The organism is Flavobacterium microcysteis (assembly GCF_006385255.1).
Classification (GTDB): Bacteria; Bacteroidota; Bacteroidia; order Flavobacteriales; family Flavobacteriaceae; genus Flavobacterium; species Flavobacterium microcysteis.
Genome location: NZ_VFJE01000055.1, coordinates 521,757 through 547,989, shown reverse-complemented (window position 1 = coordinate 547,989; position 26,233 = coordinate 521,757). Strand labels below are relative to the sequence as shown.

The 26,233-nt window shown below is 35.4% G+C and carries 24 protein-coding genes; 14 read left to right on the top strand and 10 right to left on the bottom strand.

The features are described 5' to 3' along the window. Positions 1-424 precede the first annotated feature (424 nt). Positions 425-1,081, bottom strand: coding sequence for a DUF4294 domain-containing protein (locus FJA49_RS13780; protein ID WP_140001497.1), 657 nt, complete (start codon positions 1,079-1,081; stop codon positions 425-427). 81 nt (positions 1,082-1,162) lie between these two features. On the opposite strand from FJA49_RS13780, the gene FJA49_RS13775 reads away from it, so the two are divergent. Beyond that, positions 1,163-2,254 carry a M42 family metallopeptidase gene (locus FJA49_RS13775; RefSeq protein ID WP_140001496.1) on the top strand — a complete coding sequence of 364 codons (1,092 nt, stop codon included), beginning with the start codon at positions 1,163-1,165 and terminating at the stop codon, positions 2,252-2,254. Between the two features lie 74 nt (positions 2,255-2,328). Here the strand turns inward: FJA49_RS13775 and FJA49_RS13770 are convergent, their stop codons facing one another. The 4 genes from FJA49_RS13770 to FJA49_RS13755 form a co-directional block, all read right to left on the bottom strand. Further along, complete coding sequence (locus FJA49_RS13770) at positions 2,329-2,715, bottom strand: ankyrin repeat domain-containing protein (protein ID WP_140001495.1); 387 nt, start codon at positions 2,713-2,715, stop codon at positions 2,329-2,331. A 194-nt stretch (positions 2,716-2,909) separates the two neighbouring features. Next, positions 2,910-3,860 carry a phosphoribosylaminoimidazolesuccinocarboxamide synthase gene (locus tag FJA49_RS13765; protein ID WP_140001494.1) on the bottom strand — a complete coding sequence of 317 codons (951 nt, stop codon included), beginning with the start codon at positions 3,858-3,860 and terminating at the stop codon, positions 2,910-2,912. Positions 3,861-4,004: 144 nt separating this feature from the next. After that, positions 4,005-4,799, bottom strand: a complete 795-nt coding sequence (locus FJA49_RS13760; RefSeq protein ID WP_140001493.1) for a T9SS type A sorting domain-containing protein — start codon at positions 4,797-4,799, stop codon at positions 4,005-4,007. Positions 4,800-4,925: 126 nt separating this feature from the next. Next, positions 4,926-5,876: a PhoH family protein gene (locus tag FJA49_RS13755; RefSeq protein WP_140001492.1), complete on the bottom strand. Its 951-nt coding sequence runs from the start codon at positions 5,874-5,876 to the stop codon at positions 4,926-4,928. Between the two features lie 106 nt (positions 5,877-5,982). Here FJA49_RS13755 and FJA49_RS13750 point away from each other — a divergent pair, with 106 nt between their 5' ends. From FJA49_RS13750 to FJA49_RS13720, 6 genes are all read left to right on the top strand, one after another. Beyond that, positions 5,983-6,810 (top strand): SAM hydrolase/SAM-dependent halogenase family protein, encoded by an 828-nt coding sequence (locus tag FJA49_RS13750; RefSeq protein WP_140001491.1) that lies wholly within the window; start codon positions 5,983-5,985, stop codon positions 6,808-6,810. A gap of 96 nt (positions 6,811-6,906) precedes the next feature. After that, positions 6,907-7,203, top strand: coding sequence for a putative quinol monooxygenase (locus FJA49_RS13745; RefSeq protein ID WP_140001490.1), 297 nt, complete (start codon positions 6,907-6,909; stop codon positions 7,201-7,203). A 287-nt stretch (positions 7,204-7,490) separates the two neighbouring features. Beyond that, positions 7,491-8,216 (top strand): gliding motility-associated ABC transporter permease subunit GldF, encoded by a 726-nt coding sequence (gene gldF, locus FJA49_RS13735; RefSeq protein ID WP_140001488.1) that lies wholly within the window; start codon positions 7,491-7,493, stop codon positions 8,214-8,216. Next, on the top strand, positions 8,216-9,880 hold the full coding sequence (gldG, locus tag FJA49_RS13730; RefSeq protein ID WP_140001487.1) for a gliding motility-associated ABC transporter substrate-binding protein GldG: 1,665 nt from the start codon (positions 8,216-8,218) through the stop codon (positions 9,878-9,880). Before gldF ends, gldG begins: the two co-directional genes overlap by 1 nt. Positions 9,881-9,978: 98 nt before the next feature. Then, positions 9,979-11,097, top strand: a complete 1,119-nt coding sequence (gene dnaN / locus FJA49_RS13725; RefSeq protein WP_140001486.1) for a DNA polymerase III subunit beta — start codon at positions 9,979-9,981, stop codon at positions 11,095-11,097. Between the two features lie 10 nt (positions 11,098-11,107). Beyond that, positions 11,108-11,650 carry a hypothetical protein gene (locus tag FJA49_RS13720; protein WP_140001485.1) on the top strand — a complete coding sequence of 181 codons (543 nt, stop codon included), beginning with the start codon at positions 11,108-11,110 and terminating at the stop codon, positions 11,648-11,650. A gap of 437 nt (positions 11,651-12,087) precedes the next feature. On the opposite strand, the gene FJA49_RS13715 is transcribed toward FJA49_RS13720, so the two are convergent. Together FJA49_RS13715 and FJA49_RS13710 are read right to left on the bottom strand one after the other, a co-directional pair. Then, on the bottom strand, positions 12,088-13,458 hold the full coding sequence (locus FJA49_RS13715; protein ID WP_140001484.1) for an NAD-dependent succinate-semialdehyde dehydrogenase: 1,371 nt from the start codon (positions 13,456-13,458) through the stop codon (positions 12,088-12,090). Positions 13,459-13,491: 33 nt separating this feature from the next. Then, positions 13,492-14,331, bottom strand: coding sequence for a universal stress protein (locus tag FJA49_RS13710; RefSeq protein ID WP_140001483.1), 840 nt, complete (start codon positions 14,329-14,331; stop codon positions 13,492-13,494). 142 nt (positions 14,332-14,473) lie between these two features. Between FJA49_RS13710 and mnmE the strand changes: the two genes are divergently transcribed. From mnmE to FJA49_RS13675, 7 genes are all read left to right on the top strand, one after another. After that, positions 14,474-15,883: a tRNA uridine-5-carboxymethylaminomethyl(34) synthesis GTPase MnmE gene (mnmE, locus tag FJA49_RS13705; protein WP_140001482.1), complete on the top strand. Its 1,410-nt coding sequence runs from the start codon at positions 14,474-14,476 to the stop codon at positions 15,881-15,883. Positions 15,884-16,006: 123 nt separating this feature from the next. Further along, positions 16,007-17,875, top strand: a complete 1,869-nt coding sequence (locus FJA49_RS13700) for a hypothetical protein (RefSeq protein ID WP_140001481.1) — start codon at positions 16,007-16,009, stop codon at positions 17,873-17,875. An 86-nt stretch (positions 17,876-17,961) separates the two neighbouring features. Beyond that, positions 17,962-18,480 (top strand): hypothetical protein, encoded by a 519-nt coding sequence (locus tag FJA49_RS13695; RefSeq protein WP_140001480.1) that lies wholly within the window; start codon positions 17,962-17,964, stop codon positions 18,478-18,480. Positions 18,481-18,674: 194 nt separating this feature from the next. Beyond that, entirely contained in the window at positions 18,675-19,331 is a 657-nt protein-coding gene (locus FJA49_RS13690; RefSeq protein WP_140001479.1) for a succinate dehydrogenase cytochrome b subunit, read from the top strand. An 11-nt stretch (positions 19,332-19,342) separates the two neighbouring features. Then, positions 19,343-21,259, top strand: a complete 1,917-nt coding sequence (locus FJA49_RS13685) for a fumarate reductase/succinate dehydrogenase flavoprotein subunit (protein ID WP_140001478.1) — start codon at positions 19,343-19,345, stop codon at positions 21,257-21,259. Between the two features lie 17 nt (positions 21,260-21,276). Next, complete coding sequence (locus tag FJA49_RS13680) at positions 21,277-22,026, top strand: succinate dehydrogenase/fumarate reductase iron-sulfur subunit (protein ID WP_140001477.1); 750 nt, start codon at positions 21,277-21,279, stop codon at positions 22,024-22,026. Positions 22,027-22,103: 77 nt separating this feature from the next. Beyond that, positions 22,104-23,297: a retropepsin-like aspartic protease gene (locus FJA49_RS13675; protein WP_140001476.1), complete on the top strand. Its 1,194-nt coding sequence runs from the start codon at positions 22,104-22,106 to the stop codon at positions 23,295-23,297. 102 nt (positions 23,298-23,399) lie between these two features. Here the strand turns inward: FJA49_RS13675 and FJA49_RS13670 are convergent, their stop codons facing one another. From FJA49_RS13670 to FJA49_RS13660, 3 genes are all read right to left on the bottom strand, one after another. Then, positions 23,400-25,058, bottom strand: a complete 1,659-nt coding sequence (locus tag FJA49_RS13670) for an ankyrin repeat domain-containing protein (protein WP_140001475.1) — start codon at positions 25,056-25,058, stop codon at positions 23,400-23,402. Between the two features lie 97 nt (positions 25,059-25,155). Further along, on the bottom strand, positions 25,156-25,836 hold the full coding sequence (locus tag FJA49_RS13665) for a hypothetical protein (RefSeq protein WP_140001474.1): 681 nt from the start codon (positions 25,834-25,836) through the stop codon (positions 25,156-25,158). Between the two features lie 90 nt (positions 25,837-25,926). Beyond that, a complete protein-coding gene (locus FJA49_RS13660) occupies positions 25,927-26,163 on the bottom strand; it encodes a hypothetical protein (RefSeq protein WP_140001473.1) in 237 nt (78 codons plus the stop codon). Positions 26,164-26,233 lie beyond the last annotated feature (70 nt).

The following is a 26,233-nucleotide window of genomic DNA, read 5'->3' as shown; positions in this document are numbered from 1 at the left end:
GTGCAAAAGTAAAAAACCTTTTTGATTCTCGCAAATTTATTTTTGGAAATTTTTATCCCCCTTCAAAATCCGCTTCCTGTCAGTATTTACCTATGAACTTCGCCTTTATTGCGGGTGCAAAAGTAGCACCTTTTTCCGCTTTCGCAAACTTTATCATAACTTTTTTTTGAAGTTTTTCGCAAGACGCTGGAAAACAAGCTTATGCAGGCGAACTTTTTTGAGCCTTTTTGATGGCTCAATCTCCGAAGCCTGTAAAATCAAGGAAAAGATATTGATGGGTGGGCCAATTCTAATAGAAAACCACATGAATTTACATACATATATATAGGTATATGGGCGAAATCTGGATAAATTTTATCAGGGAACAATAAAAAAGGCAGCTTTAAACAGCTGCCTTCTTCTATTCTTGGTTATAAGAAACCTATTATGTTTTAGATTTTGCTACTTTCTCATTCCATGATTTGGCTAATTCCTGATAATTGATACTGATGCCTGGGTTTTGTTTTGGAAGTCGGCCCTCTTCAAAAGCCCTTACTAATATAGTTTCAATTAAAAAATCTTCTGGTACACTATAAGGACTGTATTGTGTTTTTAAATTTATGCTAAAAACACGAGCGGTCTTATTGGCCCAAAATGCCTTCCACCCGCTTTTTTGCTCTTTAATAAGGTCAAAGGTTGTTGAACCCGTTTGTCTATGGATAAGCTTTACCAGAATTTGACCGTCTCTTCTTGATAATTTCTTGAGTTGTCCTTCAAATTCATTCTCGAGATATTTCTCTACAATCTTAAAGTACTTCTTCTTTTCTTTCTCCGTCTTTAATTTTGCCATTCCTTTTTCCAGCGCAACTAATCTATCCGCTGCTGCTTTTGCAAAAGGATATACTCTTTGCACTCTTCTTTGCAAAACCAAGAAGTTCTTTTTGCTTTCCTCATCAATCTCTCCTTTTAATATAAGTACTTCATCAAGCTGAACAACTTTTATTGTATCAGGCTCGTTTAAGTACTCATCATTTTTATCAACCTGCGCTTGTAACGCATTTGACAAAAGAAACAGGAGGAAGAAATAGTTTATAGCTTTCATTAAGTTTGATTTGTTGTGTAAAATTATATAATATATGGATAACTGTAATTTCAAATTTATATTTTAGCAAAAAATAATCATATGGCATCAAAATCTATACTAAAGAAGTCTTCTCTTGACTTTTTGGAAAACTACCTTAATAATGCATCGCCTACCGGATATGAATCCAGCGGTCAAAAAATCTGGATGGACTATCTAAAACCATACGTTGATACTTTTATTACGGATACCTATGGAACTGCTGTCGGAATCATCAACCCTGAAGCAGACTATAAGGTCGTAATCGAAGGTCATGCTGATGAAATTTCATGGTATGTCAATTATATTACTGATAACGGTTTAATTTATGTAATTCGCAATGGTGGTTCTGACCACATGATTGCTCCTTCAAAACGTGTCAATATTCATACCAAAAACGGAATTGTTAAAGGCGTTTTTGGCTGGCCGGCAATCCATACCCGAAATCGCGGGAAAGAAGAAGGCGCAAGAATCGACAATATTTTCATTGACTGCGGATGCGAAACAAAAGAAGAGGTTGAAAAGCTTGGCGTTCATGTTGGCTGTGTCATTACCTATCCTGATGATTTTATGGTATTGAACGAAAACAAATTTGTTTGTCGGGCGATTGACAATCGAATTGGCGGCTTTATGATTGCTGAAGTAGCACGACTGCTTCATGAAAACAAAAAGAAACTGCCTTTCGGATTGTATATTACTAATTCTGTTCAGGAAGAAGTAGGCTTACGTGGTGCAGAAATGATTACCAAAACAATCCGACCTAATGTTGCAATTGTTACCGATGTTTGCCACGATTCGACTACACCAATGATTGACAAAAAAATTGAAGGTGATACTCAAATAGGAAAAGGGCCTGTTGTAACTTATGCTCCAGCTGTTCAAAACAATCTTAGAGAATTAATCCTGGATACGGCTGAAGAAAAGAAAATCCCTTTCCAAAGATTAGCTTCTTCAAGAGTTACCGGAACTGATACGGATGCTTTTGCATACAGTAACGGTGGTGTTGCTTCTGCATTAATTTCTTTACCACTCCGTTATATGCATACTACTGTAGAAATGGTTCATCGTGATGACGTAGAAAATGTAATAAAGCTTATTTATGAATCCTTGCTTAAAATTAAGGACAAAGAAACGTTTACCTACTTCAGCAAATAACACCTTTATATTATATAAAACAAAAAGTCCCGCTATTGATGAGATAGCGGGACTTTATTTTGATTGATGATTTCTTAAGCTTTTTTATGGGCTTTTATAGCTTCTGCAGCGTCTGTAGCATTTGAAAGCTCAGCATGTTTTAATGCTGTAAATCCTTTTTCATCTTTTGTGTTTACTTTCGCTCCGCTTTCTAAAAGCAATTTCACGATTTCAACCTTGTTGTAACGTGCAGCAAACATTAATGGAGTCATTCCGTTTGAAGTAGCGTTTACGTCTGTACCGAACTCTATCATTCTTTTTACAGTTTCAACGTCACCTTTAGCGATAGCCTGACATAAAGGACTTACGTTTTTAGCTTTTACAACAACAGTGTTTTCTGTTAGGGAATTAGTGTTAGCTGCGATAGCAACATTTCCAAATGCAAGTAATGCAATTCCTAAATAAACGATTGATTTTTTCATGATGATTGTGTTTTAAATTATTTTTTGATTTGATTGTTAATTAATAGACGACCGATTTTTTCTTTTGTTACAGTATTTTATTTTTCTAACATAACTTTAACATTTAAAGGCTGATACACTTGTCATTTTACACACTACAAAGAACAAAAAAACCACGCAAAGCGTGGTTATCAGAGAATTATGATTATGTTAGATTATTTACTTAAAAATTCGAGTACATTTTTTTCGATACGCTCGTTAATGTTGGATATGTCTGCTTTAAAAAATTCCTCTCTTAAAATATTCTCATAAAGTTCGATATATCTTTCTGAAACCGATTCCACATATTCTTCTGTCATTTCAGGAATCTGCTGTCCTTCTTTGCCTTGAAAACCATTTGCAATAAGCCATTGTCTTACGAATTCTTTTGACAGCTGTTTTTGTGACTCGCCTCTCTCTTGTCTTTCTTCGTAACCCTCTTTATAAAAATATCTTGAAGAATCTGGTGTATTAATTTCATCAATCAGGACAATTTTCCCTTCTTTGGTTTTACCAAACTCATATTTAGTATCCACCAGAATCAAACCTCTATCTGCAGCAATCTCAGTACCTTTATTATAAAGTACTCTGGTATAATTTTCCAATACTTCATAATCTTCTTTAGATACAATTCCATTTTCTAAAATTGCCTCTCTGGAAATATCTTCATCGTGTTCTCCATTATCCGCCTTAGTTGTTGGCGTAATAATCGGTTCCGGGAATTTATCATTCTCTTTCATACCATCAGGCATTGCAACCCCACAGATTTCTCTTTTGCCAGCAGCATATTCTCTTGCAGCATGACCAGACAAATAACCACGAATGACCATTTCGACTTTAAATGGTTCACAAAGATGGCCAATTGCTACATTTGGATCTGGTGATGCAATCAACCAGTTTGGTACAAGATGTGAAGTCATTTCCATAAATCGGGTTGCAATCTGGTTTAGGATTTGCCCTTTGTATGGAATTCCTTTTGGTAATACCACATCAAAAGCCGAAAGCCTATCAGTAGCAATCATTACCAAAAGCTCGTCATTAATATTGTATACTTCACGGACTTTTCCTCTGTAGACGGATTTTTGCTTCGGAAAATTAAAATTGGTAGTCGTTATTGTGTTGTTCATTTTATGGTTGTTGTGTTGTTGTTTGTAAAGATGCAAAAGTAATTCGTTTGGCAGAGATACACAAAAGAAAAGGCTCGAAATAATACCTATAATTGGTACTTCCGAGCCTTACTCATTTTATTGTTTTGTTTTAAAACTGCGATCTTATTTTTTTATAATCTTATAGGTTTCGGTAGTAATATCTGTATTTATCTTAACTAAATAGGTTCCCGGAGCAAGGTCAGAAACATCAACTTGTTCTTTTTCTAATTTGCTTTGTTTAATTACTTCTTGTCCTAGCATATTATAAATAGCAACATTAGAAACATCTTTTAGCCCTGATATGTTTAGCATATCAGCAACTGGGTTAGGAAATAATTTTATCTCATCCTGTTGCAAATTATCAACTCCTAATGCCGGAGGTGTAACCGTGAAGTTTGTAACATCAAAATCTAAATTATCAGGAAGTGACCAAACTCCCACTCCTATATATATGGTCTGGTTGGCCTGAAGATTAGTAGCAGAAACAGAAAGTGTCGCCGGATTGGTAATGCCGGCTGCGTAAGCCCCTGAAAGACAACCTGAAATAGAGGTACCGTTACAATCTGTAAATGCCATTATCCCCATATAGCTTTGTCTGATACGGATTTCAAAAAAAATAGATTCTCCCGCCGTTGCTCCCGTCGTATACGAAAATAAATAATCGTCACCAGCTGAATCAAATACTTGATTCCAACAGGTAGAATTGGTCCCTAAAGTACTGCTAATTCCTCCTGTTCCCTGACAATCAATTGACTGAGTAACCCACGCCGCAGGGCTACCGGCACCGGCACCAGGCGTTGTAACATTTGAAACAGTATAACCATTCGTAATTGCTACAGCATTGGTACAGGAGTGTTGCGCATAAGAAGCCAACGCTCCCAGAAAAAACATAAAAAGTAATAAAGTAATTTTTTTCATAATATGAGGGTTTAAATATTATGTATCAAATGTAACAAATTATGCTTTACCGTAATAAAAAACAAAAAAGCAATACACTTATTTGCGTATTGCTTTGCTTTTTTGTTAAAATATCACTCTTATATCTTAATCGTGATTTTCAATTTTCTTATAGGCATCAATTACTTTCTTAACTAATCTGTGACGAACAATATCTTTATCATCAAGATAAATGATTCCTATACCGTCGACATCTTTTAATATCAACAAGGCTTCTTTTAATCCGGAAATTGTTCTTCTTGGCAAATCGACCTGTCCTGGATCACCCGTAATCATGAATTTGGCATTTTTCCCCATACGTGTCAGGAACATCTTCATCTGTGAATGTGTCGTATTCTGAGCTTCATCGAGAATTACAAATGCATTGTCAAGTGTACGCCCACGCATAAAAGCCAAAGGCGCAATTTGTATGATTCCTTTTGTGATATAGTCTTCCAGTTTTTCATTTGGTAGCATATCCCGAAGCGCATCATACAAAGGCTGCATGTAAGGATCCAGCTTTTCTTTCATATCGCCAGGAAGGAATCCTAAGTTCTCGCCAGCTTCTACAGCCGGACGCGTAAGGATAATTCTTTTGACCTGTTTCTCTTTTAATGCCTTTACTGCCATTGCTACACCTGTATAGGTTTTTCCTGTTCCGGCAGGACCTACGGCAAAAACCATATCGTTTTTGTTTACGTTATCTACAAGCAGCTGCTGATTTGGCGTCATTGCCTTGATTATCTTTCCGCCAACGCCATGCACAAGAATTTTATCATGGTCACCCATTCTTTCAATCTGTTGGACGCCACCTTCAATAACTCTTTCAATAACGTTATCATCAATATTGTTATATCGGGAGAAATGGAGCATCAGACGCTGGAAGCGATTTTCGAACTCGTCTAAAACTTCTTTTTCTCCAAAAGCTTTAATCGTAGTTCCTCTGGCAACAATTTTTAATTTAGGGTAGTATTTCCTAATAGTTTCAAGATGAGAGTCTTGAGCGCCCCAAAAATCTTTTGGAGCAATATCTACTAATTCGATGGTTCTTTCGTTCAAAAGCTATAGTATTAAATTAAAAATTATCTGGCTATTTTGTTAGCTTTGCATATCTCAAATTTAATAAAAATTTAGGCGCACTGGCGTTAATGTTATAAACAATTTTATGTCAATAATTACCCTCACGACCGATTTTGGATACAAAGACCACTTTGTCGGTTCTTTAAAGGGTAAAATTTATTCTGAATATCCTGAAGCCAGGATTGTGGACATCTCACATGAAATTGACTTGTTTAATGTTTCCGAGGCCAGTTATATGATTGGCTCCTCCTATCAGAGCTTTCCAAAAGGTACTGTACATATTATAGGTGTAGATTCAGAACTGCATCCCGAAACGCAGCATATTGCAATGCAATGGAACGACCAGTACTTTATTTGTGCTGATAATGGCATATTGAGCCTGTTGATTCAAAAAATCATTCCACAGAAAATTGTTTCGATTAATATACACGACCGACTGGGTATCAATGCTACGGCTATGGACGTTTTTGTAACCGTGGCCTGCCACCTGGCAAGAGGCGGATTGCTTAATGTTATCGGAAAAGAGATTACTAAAATAAAAGAAGTCACAGAACTGCAAGCTGTGGTCAGTCAAGATAACAGTAGCATAAAAGGCTATGCTATCTATATTGATCATTTTGGCAATGTGGTAACCAATATTTCCAAGCAGCTTTTCACTAAAGTTGGGAAAGGAAGAAAATATGAAGTAAACTTTAAGAATTATAAGTTACGAACTATACTTCCTAATTATTCTTCGATTGTTAATTTTGAGCAGAATTCCATCAAATTTTACGAAGGAAAAGAATTGGCTCTTTTCAACGAAGCTGGTTTTTTGGAAATTGCGATATACCGCAGCAACCCTAATTCTGTTGGTGGCGCTTCGAGTTTATTGGGTTTAAAGTACCGTGATTTTGTCAGTATTAATTTTATTTAGCTTTATATGTGGCTTTATGCTGTAGGCAGTAAGCTTTACGCACTAGAAAAATCATAAATCATAAATCTTAAATCTTAAATCACATATCACAAAACTATGTTTGTACGAATTGTAAAATTGTCTTTCCACGAAGAAAACATTCCCGCTTTTTTAGAAAATTTCGAATTAATGAAAGAAAAAATACGAAATGCGCCTGGAAATCGTTTTCTAGAATTGTACCAGGACAAAAACAACAAGAGTATTTTTTTTACTTATAGTTATTGGGAAACCGAAGAGGATTTAGAAAACTATAGAAAATCTGCCCTTTTTGATAGCATCTGGACATTTACCAAAAAATTATTTAATGACAAGCCTGAGGCTTGGAGTGTGGATAAGCTTGCGACGCTTGAATGATTTGGGATCTATGATTTAGGATTTTAGATTTTAGATCTATGATTTTAGATTTGGGATTTTAGATCTTTATTTGGATTTTAGAATTTTGGAGTTATGATTTAAGATTTTAGATTTTTGGTGTAACTTGCCCCGTTATCGAAGAATCAGAAATCAGAAATCAGAAATCAGAAATCAGAAATCAGAAATCAGAAATCAGAAATCAGAAATCAGAAATCAGAAATCAGAAATCAGAAATCAGAAATCAGAAATCAACTATCCACTAAACACTATCAACTATAAACTATTAGATGAAATCAATTTTACTACGAGAAATCAAATCCTTTTTCGGTTCGCCGATTGGTTATTTGGTGATTGCAATTTTTCTGTTGCTCAACGGACTTTTCCTTTGGGTTTTTGAAGGCGATTTTAATATTCCTAATTCGGGATTTGCTGATTTGAGTCCGTTTTTCACATTAGCTCCCTGGATTTTGATTTTCCTTATTCCAGCTGTAACGATGAGAAGCTTTTCGGATGAGAAAAAACAAGGAACGATTGAATTGCTTTTTACAAAGCCATTGGGTATCTGGGAAATCATTAATGGCAAGTTCTTGGGTGCTTTCCTTTTGATCGTAATAGCTATCATTCCTACTCTTATATATGTAATGGTTATTTCCAATCTTGGAAATCCGGAAGGAAATTTAGATTTTGGAAGTACATTAGGTTCGTATTTTGGATTGCTATTCCTGATTGCTTCGTATACTGCTATAGGAATTTTTACTTCGACTCTTTCTGAAAACCAAATTGTGGCATTTATACTTTCGGTGCTTTTATGCTTTGTATTTTACTTTGGTTTTGACGGTATTTCAACCTATGCGGGTGAATTTGACCTTATCGTTTCTTCTATAGGTATGGACTATCATTTTAAAAGTATGAGCCGTGGTGTTTTGGACACACGAGACATTCTTTATTTTATAAGTATTACGGTGTTGTTTTTATCTCTTACAGCTTTTAAGCTTAAATCTTTAAAATCCTAATGAAAGCCTCTAAGAAAAAAAGTCCGAAACAGCTAGGCATTATTATCCTTGCCTTAATTGCAGTAAACATTGCCGGAAATTTCTTTTTTAAGCGTTTCGACCTTACAAAAGATAAACGTTATACTTTGTCGAAGAGTACGCTTGACATGATCAAGAAAGTCGACAAGCCACTTTATATTGACGTATTTCTTGATGGACAGTTTCCGCCTGAATTCAAACGTCTTCAGGGAGAAACCAGACAGATGCTTGAAGAATTCAGAGCCTATAACTCCAACATCATCTTTAATTTTACGGATCCGTTAGCCGATGAATCCAAAGCAGAGCAATTTGTATCTGAATTGGCAGGACTTGGCTTCACTCCTACTAACATCCAAAGCAATAAAAACGGAAAAAAATCCATGATACAGGTTTTTCCGTGGGCCATTGCAAATTATGGTACCAAATCGGTACGTGTTCCTTTATTGGTTAATAATTTTGGAAACAATGCCGATGAAAATATTAGCAAGTCTGTACAATTGCTTGAATTTGCATTTACAGATGCGCTTACAAAACTAGCCGTAACCGAAAAGAAAAAGATTGCCGTATTGAAAGGAAACGGTGAGCTTAATGACAAATACCTGGCTGATTATGTTCTTAATTTAAAAGAGTATTATCTGATTGGAGAATTCAATCTGGATTCGCTTGCCAACGACCCAAACAAAACCATGCAGAATCTGGCTCATTTTGATGCGGCGATTATTGCGAAACCAACTGAAGCTTTTACTGATTCTGAAAAGTATATTCTTGACCAATATATTATGAATGGCGGCAAGACGCTATGGCTTATTGATAAGGTAGCGGCCGATATTGACAACCTTCAAAATGAATCGCAGTCGGCTATGGCTTTACCAATGGAACTGAATCTTGATGATATGTTCTTTAAATATGGTATCCGAATCAATTATAATCTTGTAGAAGATTTACTGTCGACACCTATTACGGCCCGTTCTGAAAAAGGCGACTTCCCTATTGACTGGCTGTATTCCCCAATCATAAAATCAGGTGAAAACCATCCAATTAATAAAAACATCAACTTGGTTAAGCTAGAATTTGCCAACCAGATTGATACCTTAAAGAACAACATCAAAAAAACAGTACTTCTTAAAAGCTCGCCTCAATCTAAAGTTGTGGGAACTCCTATAGAAATTAGCCTGCATCAGTTTATGGACGAGCTGAATGAAGCTGAATATTCCAAAGGAAACCAAACATTAGGCGTGTTGCTGGAAGGTAAATTTACATCTGCTTTTAAAAACCGTGTGAAGCCATTTAAAGCGAATCAAGCTACTGACGAAGGAAAAGACAACAAAATGATTGTGATTGCTGATGGCGATATTATCAATTATACGTATGTCAACAAAAAACCTTTACAGAACGGAATAGACCAATGGACACAGCAAGTATATGGTAATAAAGATTTCCTGATGAATTCGATGAACTACTTGTTGGATGATACAGGACTTATCAACATAAGAGGTAAAAATGTAGAGCTTCCATTACTAAATGAGAAAAAGGTTTCTGAGAATTATACCTTTACCCAATTCCTAACTGTTGGATTACCAATCCTCATTCTCGCTATTTTCGGATTAGTGTTTACCTACCTTAGAAAGCGGGCTTATAGCAAATAATGTTAATAAATTGGTTTTGTTTTAGAATTAGTTTAAGATATATTTGTGCAATGTAAAATATTTGTAGTTTTACAATCCTTATTAAATAAAAGACGAAAATGAAGTTTATAGTATCGAGTTCCTACTTATTAAAACAACTGCAAGTTTTAGGAAGCGTTATCAATAGCAGCAATACTTTGCCAATTCTGGATAATTTCCTTTTTGAATTGGACAACAAACAATTGACCGTTTCTGCATCCGATTTGGAAACCACAATGTCTGCTACTTTAGAAATTGATTCTACAAGTACCGGAAGCGTTGCTGTTCCTGCAAAACTGCTTTTGGAAATCTTAAAGACTTTCCCGGAGCAACCGCTTACTTTTACTGTAGAGGAAAACAGTACTATTGAAATCAGTTCTAATTCTGGGAAATATGCATTAGCATACGCACCAGGCGAAGAATTCCCGAAATCTGTAAATCTTGATGATCCGTCTTCTACTATAGTTCCTGCCGGAGTTTTGGCTACTGCTGTAAGCAAAACTATTTTTGCTGCCGGAAATGACGATTTACGTCCTGTAATGTCTGGAGTATTTTTCCAATTCTCACCAGAAGGACTTACGTTTGTGGCTACTGATGCTCACAAATTGGTAAAATATGCCAGAACCGATGTAAAAGCATCTCAGGTAGCTGATTTTATCATGCCAAAGAAACCTTTGACTATTTTAAAGAATATCCTGGGAACTTCTGAAGCTGAAGTTAAGATTGAATACAACGACTCAAACGCTACGTTTTCTTTTGACAACTACGTTTTGACATGCCGATTGATTGACGGGAAATATCCTAATTATGAAGCTGTAATTCCAAAAGAAAATCCAAACAAGCTAATGATTGACCGTTCACAATTCCAGAGTTCGGTTCGTCGTGTTGCTATTTTCTCGAATAAGACAACTCACCAGATCCGTTTAAAAATTGCCGGAGCTGAATTGAATATTTCTGCTGAAGATATTGATTACTCAAACAAGGCAGAAGAACGTTTGACGTGCGATTATCAAGGAGATGATATGCAGATTGGCTTTAACTCACGTTTCTTAACTGAAATGTTGACCAATCTTCAATCAGACGAAATCATGCTGGAAATGTCATTACCAAACAGAGCAGGTATCCTGACTCCTGTTGACGGGCTTGAAGATGGCGAGACAGTTACGATGCTTGTTATGCCGGTAATGCTTAATAATTAAAACTTTTTCCATGGGTCGCTCTATCATCAAAATATTTCCTTTCCTGGCTATATTCCTATTGCTGTCTTGTTCTAATGACGATGGCAGAAAATTGGGCGAAAATGGTTTTACTTTTAATGGCGGATTCCACGTATTGAATAACTCTTTTGTTACAGATGAGAATATTGTGGATGAAACTCCAAGTCCGATTTCTATCGTGCTTTCCAATGTAAATCTAAACGATTCTACTGCAGTATCTAACATCAGCAAGATTTATTTTGATTTCAATGGTGTAAATCTGGAAGCCGGAACAATTACAGATATTCCTAATTATTCTATACAAACTGGCGGTGCCTATGTACAGAATGCAGATGATGAGAATTATACCTATGTTGATGGTACTTTCTTGCTAAAAAGCTCTGAAGCGGGACTTACCGCTACTGAAAAAACGGTTACAATTAATTCTGTAACAGAAAACAAAGTCGATTTGACTTTCCAATTTACCCGAGCAGATGGGCAAATTTTCAGCGGAAAGTATAACGGATTATTTACTGACTTGAGCAGTACTGAATAAGCTATAACCAACCCTTTATACCAAAGTGCCGTAGTCTCTCTCTGAGCTACGGCTTTTTTTATAATTTATAGTTGATAATGGTTAGTTGATAGTGGTTTGACTATATAGTTGATAGTTTATAATGGTTAGTAGATAGTTGTAAGTGACTAATATGAAATTTTTGCACTAAATAAAAAGTTTACAAAAGTTTACTTTCAATGACTTACTCTCTTACATACAAAATATATAAACTTAGCACCTCTATAATGGATAGTTGATAATGGTTAGTGGCTAGTTGTAAGTGACTAAATATAAAGTTTTGCACTAAATAAAAAATTTACTTTCAATGACTTACTCTCTTACATACAAAAAGCATAAACTTAGCGCCTTAGAACCTTAGCAACTTAGTACCTTTTTGAATAAACTTAGCACCTCAGAACCTTAGTACCTTAGCAACTTTACTTATTACTAATCCTAATCAATTTCTTATTCACAAATTCTTCAATTCCCAGTTCCGAAAGTTCCCGACCATAACCGGAACGTTTAGTTCCGCCAAAAGGTAGATCTGGGCGTGATGCTACATGTTCGTTTATAAAAATCATTCCTGTTTCGATTTGACTTGCTACTTCAACGGCTCTTTCGATATTTTCGCTGAAAACAGAACCGCCTAATCCAAATGTGGAATCATTTGCCAAGGCTATTGCTTCTTTTTCGTCTTTTACTTTATAGAATGAGGCGACAGGTCCAAAGATCTCTTCGTGATAGGCAACCATACCAGGTTTGATATCTGTTAGTATAGTCGGTTCATAAAAAGCACCTTCCCTATCGATTCTTTTACCACCAAGCACTACTTTAGCTCCTGACTTTACGGTATCGTTTACCTGTTTTTCGATTTTCTGTGCTGCGTCTTCGCTGCTTAATGGTCCGACTTCGGTTTCCCTTTCCATAGGGTCACCTACTTTTAGTCCGGTGATTTTTTCTTTGAATTTTTCAAGAAATTCATCTGCAATTTTTCCAACAGCTATAATCCTTTTAGAGGAAGTACAGGCTTGCCCCATATTACCGAATCGTCCTTTTACAGCACTTTTTACCGCTTTTTCTATATCGGCGTCTTCCAAGATGATAAACGGATCACTACCTCCCAATTCCAAAACTGATTTTTTTAAATTTTTTCCGGCTGCTTCAGCGAGGCTTGCTCCTGCCTTTTCACTTCCGGTAAGAGACAATCCTACAATTCTTGGGTCCTCTGCTAACTTGGCTATTCTTGAACTAGAAAGAAATAAGTTTGTATAAATTCCATCTTCTGCTCCTGCTTCTCTAAAAATTTCTTCAATGGCAGCGGCACATTGTGGTACGTTAGAAGCATGTTTGACCATAATTACATTACCAGCCATAATATTTGGTGCAGCAACTCTTGCTACTTGATTGTATGGGTAATTCCAGGGTTCAACAGCAAGTATGATTCCTATTGGCGTATAACGCACAAAGGCTTTTCCGTCTTTTATTTCTATGGGTTTGTCTTCTAGAAAGTCTGCGGCATTTTTCGCATAATATTCATAAACCGAAGCACACATTTCAACTTCCGCTTCACTTTGGGCAATCAGTTTTCCCATTTCAAGCGTAATCAGCCTTGCCAGTTCTTCTTTTCTTTTTCTGTAGAGAGCAGCAACTTTCATTAGAAGTTCCGCTCGTTCTTTTATAGCAACAGTTTTCCATTTCTGATAGGTCTTATCTGCCTGAGCAATTTTCTTCTCCACCGTTTCTACGGAAAACTCTTCAAAGGATTTGATTTCTTTATTATTATAGGGATTGATTGTCTTAATAGCCATTTTAAAATATTTTAGGAGTATATGGTTTATGCTTTACAAGCCGTTTTCGTGAAGTGCCAACATTGGGATTTCAATTTTATAGGAGATTTTTTGGGTAAGGCTGGATGTAAAAAGATCTTCCCAGAATCCTCTTTTTTCAGTAAGCATGGTCAATAGGTCGATATGCTGGTTATTAATAAAGTCCTGGATGGTTTCTTTGACATCGTCATGAGGAATAACAAAAAACTGAACCGGCCAGGCGCTGCATCTTTGCTCCCATGTTTTTATTTCTTCATCTGATAGCGAAGTAAATGATTTTTTGACATACAAGCTTTTTATCGTAGCATCAAATTTCAAAGCAATTTCGACCAAGCGCTCTAAGGCTTCAAAATCCTTTTCTCTATACAAGTTAGTAAAAGCAATCGTTTTGATTTTTTTGTATTTAGCTTCTATAGGAATGCTTAATACAGGAGCGGTCAACGAAGTAATCGCCTCTCCAGCCTGCGAACCAAAAATTGAATCAAACCAACCTGAAACGCCGCTTGTTCCCATGACCACCAAACTGATATTGTGCTCCTGCACTACATCTTGCATCGCATACGTCAGGTCGCCTGATTTGAGCAAATGCGATATTTGGATATGTCCCATTCCGTTATTCGCAGCAATCTCTTTTAAATGCGGAATATAGTCCTTGAAATGCGACATCTGCTGTATTTCGAGCGTATCGTACATTTCTTTAAAATTAATCGGGATTTCAGCTCCGTCAATAATTGGCATATCAAAAGTGTGAAGCAGTATAATTTCTGCTTCCAGCGAATCTGCCATTTTCAGCGCATATAGAAAAGCGTTGTCTGCGATTTCGGAAAAGTCGGTTGGAAAAAGGATTCGTTTCATTTTTCAGTTGTTTTGTACATATAAAGTTACAAAAAAGTACCGCCTAAAGAAAATCGCAGAAGTAAGTTTGCTTTTATTTAACATACGCCTTGCCTTTTTGCTCATAGGAACTTTACTCCTATCTTTGCACAAAATATACATTATGGTTTCACAAGATACTATCGTTGCCTTAGCTACTCCATCTGGAGCTGGAGCAATTGCAATTATCAGGGTTTCAGGAAAAGATGCCTTAACTATTGCTGCATCCGTGTTTGAGTCGGTTTCAGGAAAAGATCTCCTGAAACAGAAGACGCATACCATCCATTTGGGACATATAGTCGATGGTGCGAAAGTATACGACCAGGTATTGCTTTCTATTTTTAAAGGCCCAAATTCTTATACAGGTGAAAACGTGGTGGAGATTTCATGTCACGGCTCGACTTACATCCAACAGCAAATTATCCAGCTATTGCTTCGCAAAGGATGCAAAATGGCGGAGCCAGGCGAATTTACGCTTAGGGCTTTTATCAATGGTAAACTGGATCTTTCGCAAGCAGAGGCTGTAGCCGATTTGATCGCTTCAGAAAACGAGGCTTCACACCAGATTGCCATGCAACAAATGAGAGGCGGCTTTTCTAATGAAATTGCCAAACTTCGTGAAGAGCTGTTGAATTTTGCTTCTCTTATCGAATTGGAATTGGATTTTGCCGAAGAAGATGTGGAATTTGCAGATAGGACACAGTTTTATGATTTACTGGAGCGTATCGAATTTGTATTAAAAAGACTGATTGATTCGTTTGCCGTGGGCAATGTTATCAAAAACGGAATTCCTGTTGCTATTGTGGGCGAGCCAAACGTTGGGAAATCTACGCTTCTGAATGCTTTATTGAATGAAGAACGTGCTATCGTTTCAGAAATAGCTGGAACAACCCGTGATACGATTGAAGATGAGTTGGTTATTAACGGTATCAGCTTCCGATTCATAGATACTGCCGGAATCCGTGAGACTAAAGATGTTGTAGAAAGTATCGGTATCAAAAAGACCTTTGAAAAAATAGAACAGGCGCAGGTTGTTGTTTATCTTTTGGACAGCTCTCAGATTTCTGATTTAAGATTTGAGATTTCTGATAAGCTGCAAAATGTGAAAGTTGAAGTTGAAAAAATAAGAAATCAGTTTCCGCTAAAGCCTTTGATTATTATTGGGAATAAAGCCGATACACTTAGTGAGACTCAAATCCAAAATCTCAAATCAGAAATCCCTGAAATCCTTTTAATTTCAGCTAAAGAAAACACCAATATCGAAGCGTTAAAAAACCAGCTTCTTTCTTTTGTAAATACGGGTGCTTTGCGAAACAATGAAACGATTGTGACTAATACAAGGCATTATGATTCGTTATTAAAAGCGTTGGAAGAAATACAGAAAGTAAAATTTGGACTTCAATCCAGTATTTCAAGTGATTTAATGGCTATTGATATTCGACAGGCTTTGTATTATTTTGGTGAGATAACTGGCCAGGTCACTAATGATGAATTATTGGGGAATATTTTTGCGAATTTTTGTATCGGGAAGTAACTATTTTAGCATATTTAAAATAGTGTGAATAGTATTGCAAAAGTGAATTAATATCTTAAATTATTTGGTAAAACTAAATACAAAATATCTGATAAATAATTATAGACTTCAAATAATAATGAAATGAGAGATACAAATACACCTTTATTTTCTTTATTAAAAGAAAAGTCAGAACTGAAAAGACAAATTAAAATTGTAAAGCAGAGAATTGATAGTCAAAAAAATCAAATAGAAATACAGACCGAAAGAGCAAAAAATGGTTTAACAAATACGTTAGCATTTGAACAAACGGAACTTCCAAAGTTTTTATCTGAATTATTAAATCTTGAAAAACAATTAGAAGATTTAAAAATTGATATTAATAAAACAGAAACCCAATCAAATAAAACATCTCAACAATCTGACAAAACCACAAGTGAATTAGTTCCACATAATACTAATGATAAAGACGAAGATGGTTTTCCAATCAATGCGCTTGGCTCACAAATCTGTTTACTTGACGGTAATGGAAATATATTTATACCCTTACATAGCAACTTTTTTATTACAATTCAAGAAAACGCTGGAATCAAATTTAGCCCCAAAGATAAATTAGAAGTGAATTTTGCAGTTGATACTTTAGTAAATATATTAACTCGTGATTTTTACAAAAAACTCGAAGGCTACTCTACATTAGACTTAACAGACGAATACAAAAAAGCAAACAATGTAAGGACCAAAGAGCCATTAAAAATACTGCATGTTCAAATGTATTTTGATTGGATTAACAAATGGTTAAAATACTTTGGTAATGTTTTTAATTTTGAATTTAAACTATTATTCTACTCAAAATATAAAGAGAAAATCAAAAATGACATCTTGTCTTTAGAAACTGGTTTAAAGGAAATTAACGCTCCAAAAAGTCATATTGATTTTACAAAAAGATGGATTGAAGAAACTGAGAAAAACATTGAATTAGAAACTAAAGCGAAAGAAAGAAGAGTTGAAGCAACAAAACAGATACATGACGAAAATGCTAACAATGGACACCAAACTAACATTATTATAAAAAATGATCATCTGATTAATTTAATTGATTTAAGTAATCACATAACAAAAAAAGAAGATTGCCCTGAATTTGACAGATTCTTGATGCATTTTCAAGAAAATAAATATTTAATAATTAATACTGATTACAAAATATACTCTCCTGGTATTTCCTACCTATTCTCTACAAAAAACATAAAAGCAAAAAATCTTGAAATAAAAGAAGATTTTTTATTAGATAGTAAACCATACTTTGAAACATTTATCAATGCATTCAAAGAAGGAGAAAAGTATTTTCAAGATAAATTTGAAGTTTCAAAAGAAATACTCTACGGTAATAATTCAAAAACTTTTGTTGCCGATATTCATCAAAACTATTATCATATAACACATTCCAACAGCTTTATTGGTTGGGCTGGAGTTATTCATTCAAACCCAACATTAATTTCCCATAAAATAATAAAAAAATATGGCTACTATTCAGGGATTTTGAGTAGAGCCGATGTTTTTATTTCAGAATATCCAAATGTTTTTTCAGATTTTCATAAATGCGATGATAAAGAGGAAAGTATTAATCAACCTACTATTTCAAAACCAACAAGAGAAGAAGATATTCAAACAATTAAAGAAATTTTAAAACCTTTAAGCGGTTACTGGAAAAGAAACCTGATTTTAAATCAAAATGATTTTTCAAATTTAATTGAATATTCATTGCATATTATGAAAAATAATTGCCTACCAAATAAAACTAAACAATTTCCAAATACTGGTACTTCAATAGAATTTATTCGAAAAACAATACATCTTGTTTATTTACATTTAGGAAAAAAAAACAAACCTTGCTTTGTTTCTTTAATACATCTTTTCAAGCAATTAGATAAAACAGATGAAAAAACAACCAATAGTAAATTTTCCGCATACACTGGGAACTATGAAGCCGATGTGCAGACCATGATTACTTATTAAATGGTTATTTTGGTTATTATTAGTAACCTACTACTTACCTATCAATAACCAAATTCTTTTGCGATATAATTTTAAAATATATCACAATGGAAACATCAAAGCTTACGCAATCACAAAACGTAATTGCAGATCTAAAAAACGAAGCTCAAATAACAAAAAAACTTTTAGTTCAAAAAAAGGGGGCTCAACCAGAAACAGGCATTGCTTTAAAGACAAAAAATGTTATAGAACTAATAGCATTTGTAAAACAATCAAAATATATTGATGTAAAAGAACATCCAAATATTTGCAAAAACTTTGGTTTGCCTTACTTGAAATATATTTTTCAAAATGAGTACAGGAATAGGTTTTTTGAGTACTTGAAAGAAAATACTACCACTATTGCAACCGTTTCAAAAGCAACTGAAATACCACATAAGTATTTATGTGAATGTAAAGCATATTACGAGAAAAAAGGGATGCTAAAAGTAGTTGCTTTTGGAAAATGTCCAACCACAGGTTCAAAAAATGTTCAATTTGTTTCTACAAATTCTTTAATGTTTTACAGTTATATTCATAAATATGAATCAAATCAATTAATGTTATTTCAACAAAACGAATATTGAAATAGTTAGAATGTAAAAGCAATTAGTAATTTTCTTTAGGTCTAATCATTGTATTGATTATAATTTTTAATCGTTTAATCAAACGTAAAAAAAATCATACATCTGAAAATCGTATTTTTTTATTGATTATCTTTATTGGTATCGAAGAACTTTGAATACTAATTCTTGGTTAGTAGTAATCTAAACTGAAAAGTATGCTTTCAACTTTATCTCGAAAAATGTTACTATGCCTTACAGGGCTTTTCTTAAGCTTCTTTCTCCTCATTCATTTTCTGGGTAACCTCCAACTGTTTTTACCACAGGAACAGGCGCATCTTCAATTCAATGCCTATTCCCACTTTCTGTCAGGAAATATCCTTATTAAATTAGTTTCCTACGTACTGTATGTAAGTATTATCCTCCATGCAGTCGACGGACTGATTATTACCTTAAAAAACAAAAAGGCAGGCGGAAACTACCAAAAGGAAAATCGAGGTAGGGCGAGCAAATGGTATTCAAGAAATATGGGAGTTTTAGGTACACTGATTTTAATTTTCCTTGTCATCCATTTTCAAAATTTCTGGTATGTCTACAAATTTGGAAATCCGCCTTTGGATGCCAATGGAAATAAAGACTTATATATAATAGTAGTGACTGTTTTCCAGGAATGGTGGTATGTCCTTATTTATGCCGTCTCGATGATTGCTTTATGTTATCATTTGATTCACGGGATTCACAGTGCCATCCGGACTTTGGGATTGTATCATCCGAAGTTTGTAAGATGGTTCCAAAGAGTCGGTATCGCCTATTCCGTTATCATCAGTATAGGATTTGCGTTGATGCCTATTTACATATTCTTCACTTACCGCTAAATTGAAATCCTATGGTTTTAAATTCAAAAATACCCGAAGGCCCTTTAGAAAAAAAATGGGAGAACTATAAAAAAACAGCAAAACTTGTAAATCCTGCCAACCGAAAAAAACTGGATGTCATCGTTGTTGGTACAGGACTAGCTGGAAGTTCCATTGCCGCCTCATTGGGAGAAATGGGTTATAATGTAAAATCATTTTGCTTTCAGGACAGTCCGAGAAGGGCGCATTCTGTTGCCGCACAAGGTGGCGTGAATGCTGCAAAAAACTACAAAAACGACGGTGACAGTGTGTACCGAATGTTTGTTGACACGTTGAAAGGCGGAGATTTCAGAGCACGGGAAGCCAATGTGTATCGAATGGCGGAGTGTTCTCTGAACCTGATTGATCAGGCGGTTGCACAAGGTGTTCCTTTTGGACGAGAATACGGCGGTTATCTCAACAACCGTTCTTTTGGTGGTGTTCAGGTAAGCCGTACTTTTTATGCCAGAGGACAAACCGGACAACAATTGCTATTGGGGGCTTACCAGGCTTTGATGAGACAAGTGGGTAAGAAAAGCGTCCAGCTGTTTTCAAGACACGAAATGCTTGATCTGGTTGTTATTGACGGAAAAGCAAGAGGAATTATTGTCAGGAATCTGGATACAGGAGAAATTGAACGACATGCCGCACACGCCGTAGTTTTGGCTACCGGTGGTTATGGCAAAATATATTATTTGTCAACTCTGGCTATGGGATGCAATGGCTCTGCTATCTGGAGAGCACATAAAAAAGGTGCACTAATGGCATCACCAAGCTGGATACAGGTACACCCTACTTCCCTGCCCCAGTCTGGCGATTATCAGTCAAAATTAACGCTGATGTCTGAATCGTTACGAAATGACGGACGGATATGGGTTCCTGCCAATGAAAACGAAAACAGAAAAGCAAATGATATTCCTGATGAGGAAAGAGATTATTATCTGGAAAGAAGATATCCGGCGTTTGGAAATTTAGCACCAAGAGATATTTCTTCAAGAGCAGCGAAGGAAAGAATTGATGCGGGTTTCGGAATCGGCCCGTTAAAAAATGCGGTTTATCTTGATTTTTCCAAGGCCATTAGAGAACAGGGGAAAGAAAAGATTCAGGAGAAATATGGAAATCTTTTTGATATGTATCTTAAGATTACCGGATATGATGCGTATCAGGAACCGATGATGATCTCTCCTTCTGCGCACTTTTCAATGGGCGGACTTTGGGTGGATTATGAATTGATGACGACCATTCCGGGGCTATTTGCCTTGGGAGAAGCCAATTTTGCAGACCATGGAGCCAATCGACTGGGTGCCAACTCATTATTACAGGCTTCTGTCGATGGCTATTTTATCGCTCCTTACACCATAGCAAATTATCTATCCAACGAAATTCATACCGGAAAAATAGCTACCGCGAATTCAGAATTTGAAAAAGCTGAAAATCATGTGAAGCAGCAAATTGAAAACTTTATCACTATCAAAGGGACAAAGACGGTAGATTACTTCCACAAAACTTTGGGAAAATTGCTTTATGATTATTGTGGACTGGCACGGAATGAAGAAGGATTAAAATATGCTATCCAAGAAATCAGGAAACTGAAACAGGAATTTTATAAAGATGTGAAAGTTTCGGGACAAGGAGATGCAATGAATAGCGAGCTCGAAAAGGCTGGCCGTGTTGCAGACTACTTTGAAATTGGCGAACTGATGTGTTACGATGCATTAACCCGGAATGAATCCTGTGGCGCCCATTTTCGTGAGGAATTTCAAACTCCTGATGGAGAAGCATTACGGAACGATGAAGAATTTCAATTTATTTCTGCCTGGAATTGGACGGGTGAAAATAAGGAACCGGAGCTCGTCAAAGAACCATTGATTTTTGAAGAAATAAAGCCTACGGTAAGAAGTTACAAATAAGAAAAAACACAGAAATTATGGATTTACACCTGAAAATATGGAGACAGAAAGACCATCAAAGTGAAGGGAAACTGATAAATTATGATCTTACTGAACTTAATCCCCATATGTCATTTCTGGAAATGCTGGATACTTTGAATGAAAAACTGATTCTTGAAGGCGATGAACCCGTAGAATTTGATCACGATTGCCGTGAGGGAATTTGTGGGCAATGTGGGATGATGATTAACGGTATCGCACACGGTCCTTTGAAGCAGACAACCACCTGCCAGCTTCACCTACGTTCTTTTAAAGACGGTGAAACGATTTTAATAGAACCTTTTCGGGCAGAGGCTTTTCCTGTCAAAAAAGACCTTAAGGTTGACCGATCGGCATTTGACCGAATTATTTCTTCCGGTGGGTTTGTATCCATAAACACAGGTCAGGCTCCAGATGCTACTGCCGTTGCTGTTACTCACCAGACTGCGGAAGAAGCATTTGATGCCGCAGCATGCATTGGTTGTGGGGCTTGCGTAGCTACCTGTAAAAATGCAAGCGCAGCCTTATTTACATCTGCAAAAATTTCTCATATGGTTACGCTTCCGCAAGGGAAAGAAGAACGTAACGAACGTGTTTTGAATATGGTACGTCAAATGGATGCTGAGCACTTCGGACACTGCTCTAATACAGAAGCTTGTGAAGTCGAATGTCCGCAGGGTATCTCTATTTTGAATATTGCAAGAATGAATTATGAATATAACAGAGCTTTGTTTTTCAAGAAAAAATAAATGTTGATACTAATTTTAGAAATATTAAAATTCTGGCACAAATTGTGTAATTGAATATTTACCTAATCAATTACTTTATGAAGCTCCTTTACCTCTTTTCTGCACTTTTGTGCCTTAATTTATCAACTGCCCAAACTATTAAAACCCTAAATAAGGGCAAGGTTGTCCAAAAGAATTATAATGTCAGCGTTCCTTACAAAGATATTAATGGTCTTGTAATAGTGGAGGCTGTTATTAAAGGTAAAACCTATAATTTTATTGTTGATACCGGAGCCCTGAGTGCCATTTCGCAAGAACTGTATAATGAATTGGGACTACAATCGGATAATAATGGGCTGGATGTTGGCGATTCCAGCAACCTAAGACAGAATATGAAGCTCGTAACACTGCCACCTGTTCAGGTAGGCGATATTACCTTTACAGATGTCCCTGCTGTGGTTACCGATAGCAGTTTCTTTTTAGAATGCCTTGGAATTGACGGATTTATTGGCAGCAATATGATGCGCAACAGCATTGTGAAATTTTCATATAAGGATAAGACGGTAAGTTTTACAGATAAACTAAAAAACTTTAGTACTGATAAAAAGAAAAATGCCCATTTATTAAAGGACAAAACACAAAGTAATCCTTACTTAAAGATTGGCATAAAAAATAATAATATTGACGCAAGTGAAACCATCTTGTTCGATTCTGGAATGGTTGGGCTATATGATTTGTCATTAGCTGTTTATGAAAATGCTTTGTCTCAAAAGCTTGATCTTTTTTCTGTAGTATATCAGGCTAAGGGAGCCTTTTCACTAGGCATACATGGTGTTGAAAGTCAAAAAGAACATTTCATGCTATCGATGCCTGAACTAAATTTTGCAGGAGTTAGCTTTAAAAATATTACCGCAACAACTACCAGCGACACAAAATCAAGAATAGGAAGCAAAATATTATCCTATGGAGATGTTGTAGTTGATTATCCTGGCAGGCAACTCTATTTCAATCCTTACCAGGATGACGCAATAGATCTGACCGAAAAGAACTGGCCTGTGCAACCTGTAATCAAAGACGATAAATTTGTTGTTGGTATAGTCTGGGATGCTGCATTGAATGACAGAATTAATGAAGGAGATGAAATACTACAATTTGGGGAATTTAATTTTTCAGATATGAATCCCTGCGAATCATTCAAATTGAATAGGAAACCTCAGACGGATACCGCTGTAATGGTGCTGAAAGACATAAAAACCGGTGAAATTAAAAACGTAGAGCTGGTTAAAAAATAAGTTTATCAGCTTCTTTATTTTGTAAATAATTATGAAAACAAAAACCAACCCATTAGAGGTTGGTTTTTTTATATTAACTATCATAGATTTATTGCACCGTTCTTAAATCAATGTCAATTCGCAATTAAACTCCTTGAATTTTAATTCCGTATTTCTGATTTCTTCTTCATTTTCCGAACTTTTTAAAAACAGCGGTTTGTAAATGACATATTTATCGTCAATTTTTTCATAAGATTCGTCCATTTTCTTTTTAACGGTATGAAGGTATTTTACAGCTTCCTCCTTATCTATGTTTTTTAGTTGCTGAATCAAATCAATAACTGCTTCTTCATCATTCCCTCTAGTTTCAAGAAACAACGAATAGTTTTTTCGGTTTCCAATAGATACATTTTGAGAGGCAAGAAATGTACGTACTTCATCATTCGATGCTAAGTTCATTGGAGTAGCTCCGCCGAATGTTTTGGTTTCGTAATGAGGAACATCTAACGTTTGGTTTAAAAACGCACCTTTGTCAGCCAACAGTTTCAGACATTCGAGATTTCCCTTCAAGCTTGCCTCGAAAACAGCCGACCATTTGTGGTAATTGGGATTGAATTCAGGCGCATTTTTAACCGATTTCTGTTTTAGCAGGTGCTTCAACATGTTCGGATCTTCCGCAAACTTGGAAAGTTCAGTAGCTTCATGAATTAAAATTTCTGTTCCAAAAATAGCACCAGCATCCAACAACAGGTCGATAGTTTTCTTAATTTTAGGTTGATAATCTTTAGCATAATTATTACCATACCAGCCATGGTATCCATCCAACATTTTTGTCAATGGGGAATAACCATTTTTGTTTTTGGTATTTACATTCGCACCTCGATTGATTAATAAGTTGCAATTTTCCGGAAGATTATTGGTTTCAAAAATGGGTGTATTGTCATAATTATCTTTGATTTCGACATCCATTCCTTGATCGAGTAAAAATTCAATGAATTCAATATTATTGCCTTGCCCTGCAGCTTTGTGAAGGACAGAATCGTGATATTTATCCCTGAAATTCAAGTCAGCCCCATGATTGATGAGTAGCTTACAAATCTCAATTTTTTTAGCACTGTTAGACAGATAAACCAATTCAAGCAATGGCACAAATCCGTATTCACAAGCTTGATTGACAGTATTCAGGTTTTTTAAAATTTTCTTAACTGTTGAAACATTGCCGCTTTTGATAGCATCATTTAAATCACCAATCAATGCTGATTCGTCTTTTTCATTATTTTTAAAAACAACCTCTTTAATTGACTCTTGAAAATCTGCATTGCCCCAATTTGCTTCTGCATATTGAACAATCAATGCTTCCACACTTGGATCTATGGTGTAATATTCATCACTCAATTCATTGTGTAATTTTTTTAGCTTTTTATCAAAACCACTCACATAAGCGTAATCACCATAAAATGAGGTTTTGTGCTTATCCGTTTGATGAATAAAATCAATGAATTTTTGGACGATTTCCCTACCCTTTTCACTTTTGATATTTTGAAGAACTTCTATCATATAATCAGTATTGAACCCTTCTCCAAAGTTGGAAAAAAGCTGTTCAATACCTCCGTTTTTAATTTCTCCATCAATTCGCATGGCCAACCAGATTGTACGGGCAATTTCATTCTGTTCTATAAACCGGCTGGAAGAAAGGCCAATTTGATTGTGCATGTATTCAAACAACGGAAAAATGTCCGAAATTGAATAGATAGCTAATTTTTGATTGGAAGTAGAATTCATTTAATTCTTGTTTTATTTGTTAGTTTTAAGGTTTGTCCTAAGCTTAGAAGGCACATTATTTCGTACACCCTATCTTTTTCAATTAAGATAATTGCATTTACTTATCTGCGAAAACAATTTCAATATCCAACCGCTCGAATATAAAACCTGTCAGCTTGTTTTCTTCAATGGCATTTTTTACGTTTTCGTTACAGATTAAACCAATACCAAAAGCAGGAGTCATATCAAAGTATTCCTTTATTTTTAAAACCGTTGGCGTTAAATCCCAACCAACCTCACCTTTCTCATCTTTTTCATCGTATAGCTTTCTAAACTTAACTTTGTAATCTTCAGAGTCATCTATCGGTATTATTTCACCCGTTTTTTCAATGATATCATTATATTCAATAAATGTCGATTTTTTAAAGTCGATTTTACTTTTTGCTCCATATTCATACCAAAGAAAACTATATGGATGAGGCGTTCCTTTTCTAAAAATAGTCATGGGATGAAAATTGCCATTTATCGTAAAGGGGTTCAAAATCTGATGGCATTTTTCACTGATGAACAGGCCGCTCGAAACAATAACAAAATTGTTAGAAACTAAATCTGAAAGTCTCGAATTATAATGCAATACAAACTGATTGAGCTCTGGAACGTCGTCTTCCGTTTTCCACTGGCTTATTTTTCCCCATTGTGACGCTCTTGCTTCATGGAAAGGAATTTTTAATTCTTTTACCTGAGGATATCGACCAATTACCTTTGAATCGGTTTCTTGCGTTATTCTAAAATATTTCATTCTGTGCCTTACTAATGGTAAATCATTTTATTTTTCTTTTGTTGTATCTAAACATATACTTCTATTTCTCTTTATTAAACCAATGACTCCCTATCTCCAGGAATTCATTTCATAATTTGAAAAGTTTATTTTCATATCTTCTATCCGGTTTTCAAGGGATTTAATTCCTGTACTTAAATATTTTTCCTTTTCAGACTCGCTCAACGTATACAGTATATCAAATCCCGGATTTGGTTTAGGAATTGGAACAGATAATGTGATACTATTGTTTTCTTCATAAACATAATAATGCCAATCTTTTTTTTCTATTAGTTTCTTAGTGTTCATTATAAAACAATTACTTTTTATTCATACTATTGATACTCTTTGTAAACAACTTCTATAACTTTTTGTTTTT

Coding starts and splice junctions, on each gene's coding strand:
- gldF (WP_140001488.1), top strand. CDS start 7,491: ATGAAATCAATTTTACTACGAGAAATCAAATCCTTTTTCGGTTCGCCG.
- FJA49_RS13710 (WP_140001483.1), bottom strand. CDS start 14,331: ATGAAACGAATCCTTTTTCCAACCGACTTTTCCGAAATCGCAGACAAC.
- FJA49_RS13665 (WP_140001474.1), bottom strand. CDS start 25,836: ATGAAATATTTTAGAATAACGCAAGAAACCGATTCAAAGGTAATTGGT.
- FJA49_RS13660 (WP_140001473.1), bottom strand. CDS start 26,163: ATGAACACTAAGAAACTAATAGAAAAAAAAGATTGGCATTATTATGTT.
- FJA49_RS13760 (WP_140001493.1), bottom strand. CDS start 4,799: ATGAAAAAAATTACTTTATTACTTTTTATGTTTTTTCTGGGAGCGTTG.
- FJA49_RS13715 (WP_140001484.1), bottom strand. CDS start 13,458: ATGGCTATTAAGACAATCAATCCCTATAATAATAAAGAAATCAAATCC.
- FJA49_RS13750 (WP_140001491.1), top strand. CDS start 5,983: ATGTCAATAATTACCCTCACGACCGATTTTGGATACAAAGACCACTTT.
- FJA49_RS13745 (WP_140001490.1), top strand. CDS start 6,907: ATGTTTGTACGAATTGTAAAATTGTCTTTCCACGAAGAAAACATTCCC.
- FJA49_RS13700 (WP_140001481.1), top strand. CDS start 16,007: ATGAGAGATACAAATACACCTTTATTTTCTTTATTAAAAGAAAAGTCA.
- FJA49_RS13780 (WP_140001497.1), bottom strand. CDS start 1,081: ATGAAAGCTATAAACTATTTCTTCCTCCTGTTTCTTTTGTCAAATGCG.
- FJA49_RS13765 (WP_140001494.1), bottom strand. CDS start 3,860: ATGAACAACACAATAACGACTACCAATTTTAATTTTCCGAAGCAAAAA.
- dnaN (WP_140001486.1), top strand. CDS start 9,979: ATGAAGTTTATAGTATCGAGTTCCTACTTATTAAAACAACTGCAAGTT.
- FJA49_RS13720 (WP_140001485.1), top strand. CDS start 11,108: ATGGGTCGCTCTATCATCAAAATATTTCCTTTCCTGGCTATATTCCTA.
- FJA49_RS13775 (WP_140001496.1), top strand. CDS start 1,163: ATGGCATCAAAATCTATACTAAAGAAGTCTTCTCTTGACTTTTTGGAA.
- FJA49_RS13695 (WP_140001480.1), top strand. CDS start 17,962: ATGGAAACATCAAAGCTTACGCAATCACAAAACGTAATTGCAGATCTA.
- FJA49_RS13690 (WP_140001479.1), top strand. CDS start 18,675: ATGCTTTCAACTTTATCTCGAAAAATGTTACTATGCCTTACAGGGCTT.
- FJA49_RS13670 (WP_140001475.1), bottom strand. CDS start 25,058: ATGAATTCTACTTCCAATCAAAAATTAGCTATCTATTCAATTTCGGAC.
- FJA49_RS13770 (WP_140001495.1), bottom strand. CDS start 2,715: ATGAAAAAATCAATCGTTTATTTAGGAATTGCATTACTTGCATTTGGA.
- mnmE (WP_140001482.1), top strand. CDS start 14,474: ATGGTTTCACAAGATACTATCGTTGCCTTAGCTACTCCATCTGGAGCT.
- FJA49_RS13680 (WP_140001477.1), top strand. CDS start 21,277: ATGGATTTACACCTGAAAATATGGAGACAGAAAGACCATCAAAGTGAA.
- FJA49_RS13675 (WP_140001476.1), top strand. CDS start 22,104: ATGAAGCTCCTTTACCTCTTTTCTGCACTTTTGTGCCTTAATTTATCA.
- FJA49_RS13685 (WP_140001478.1), top strand. CDS start 19,343: ATGGTTTTAAATTCAAAAATACCCGAAGGCCCTTTAGAAAAAAAATGG.
- gldG (WP_140001487.1), top strand. CDS start 8,216: ATGAAAGCCTCTAAGAAAAAAAGTCCGAAACAGCTAGGCATTATTATC.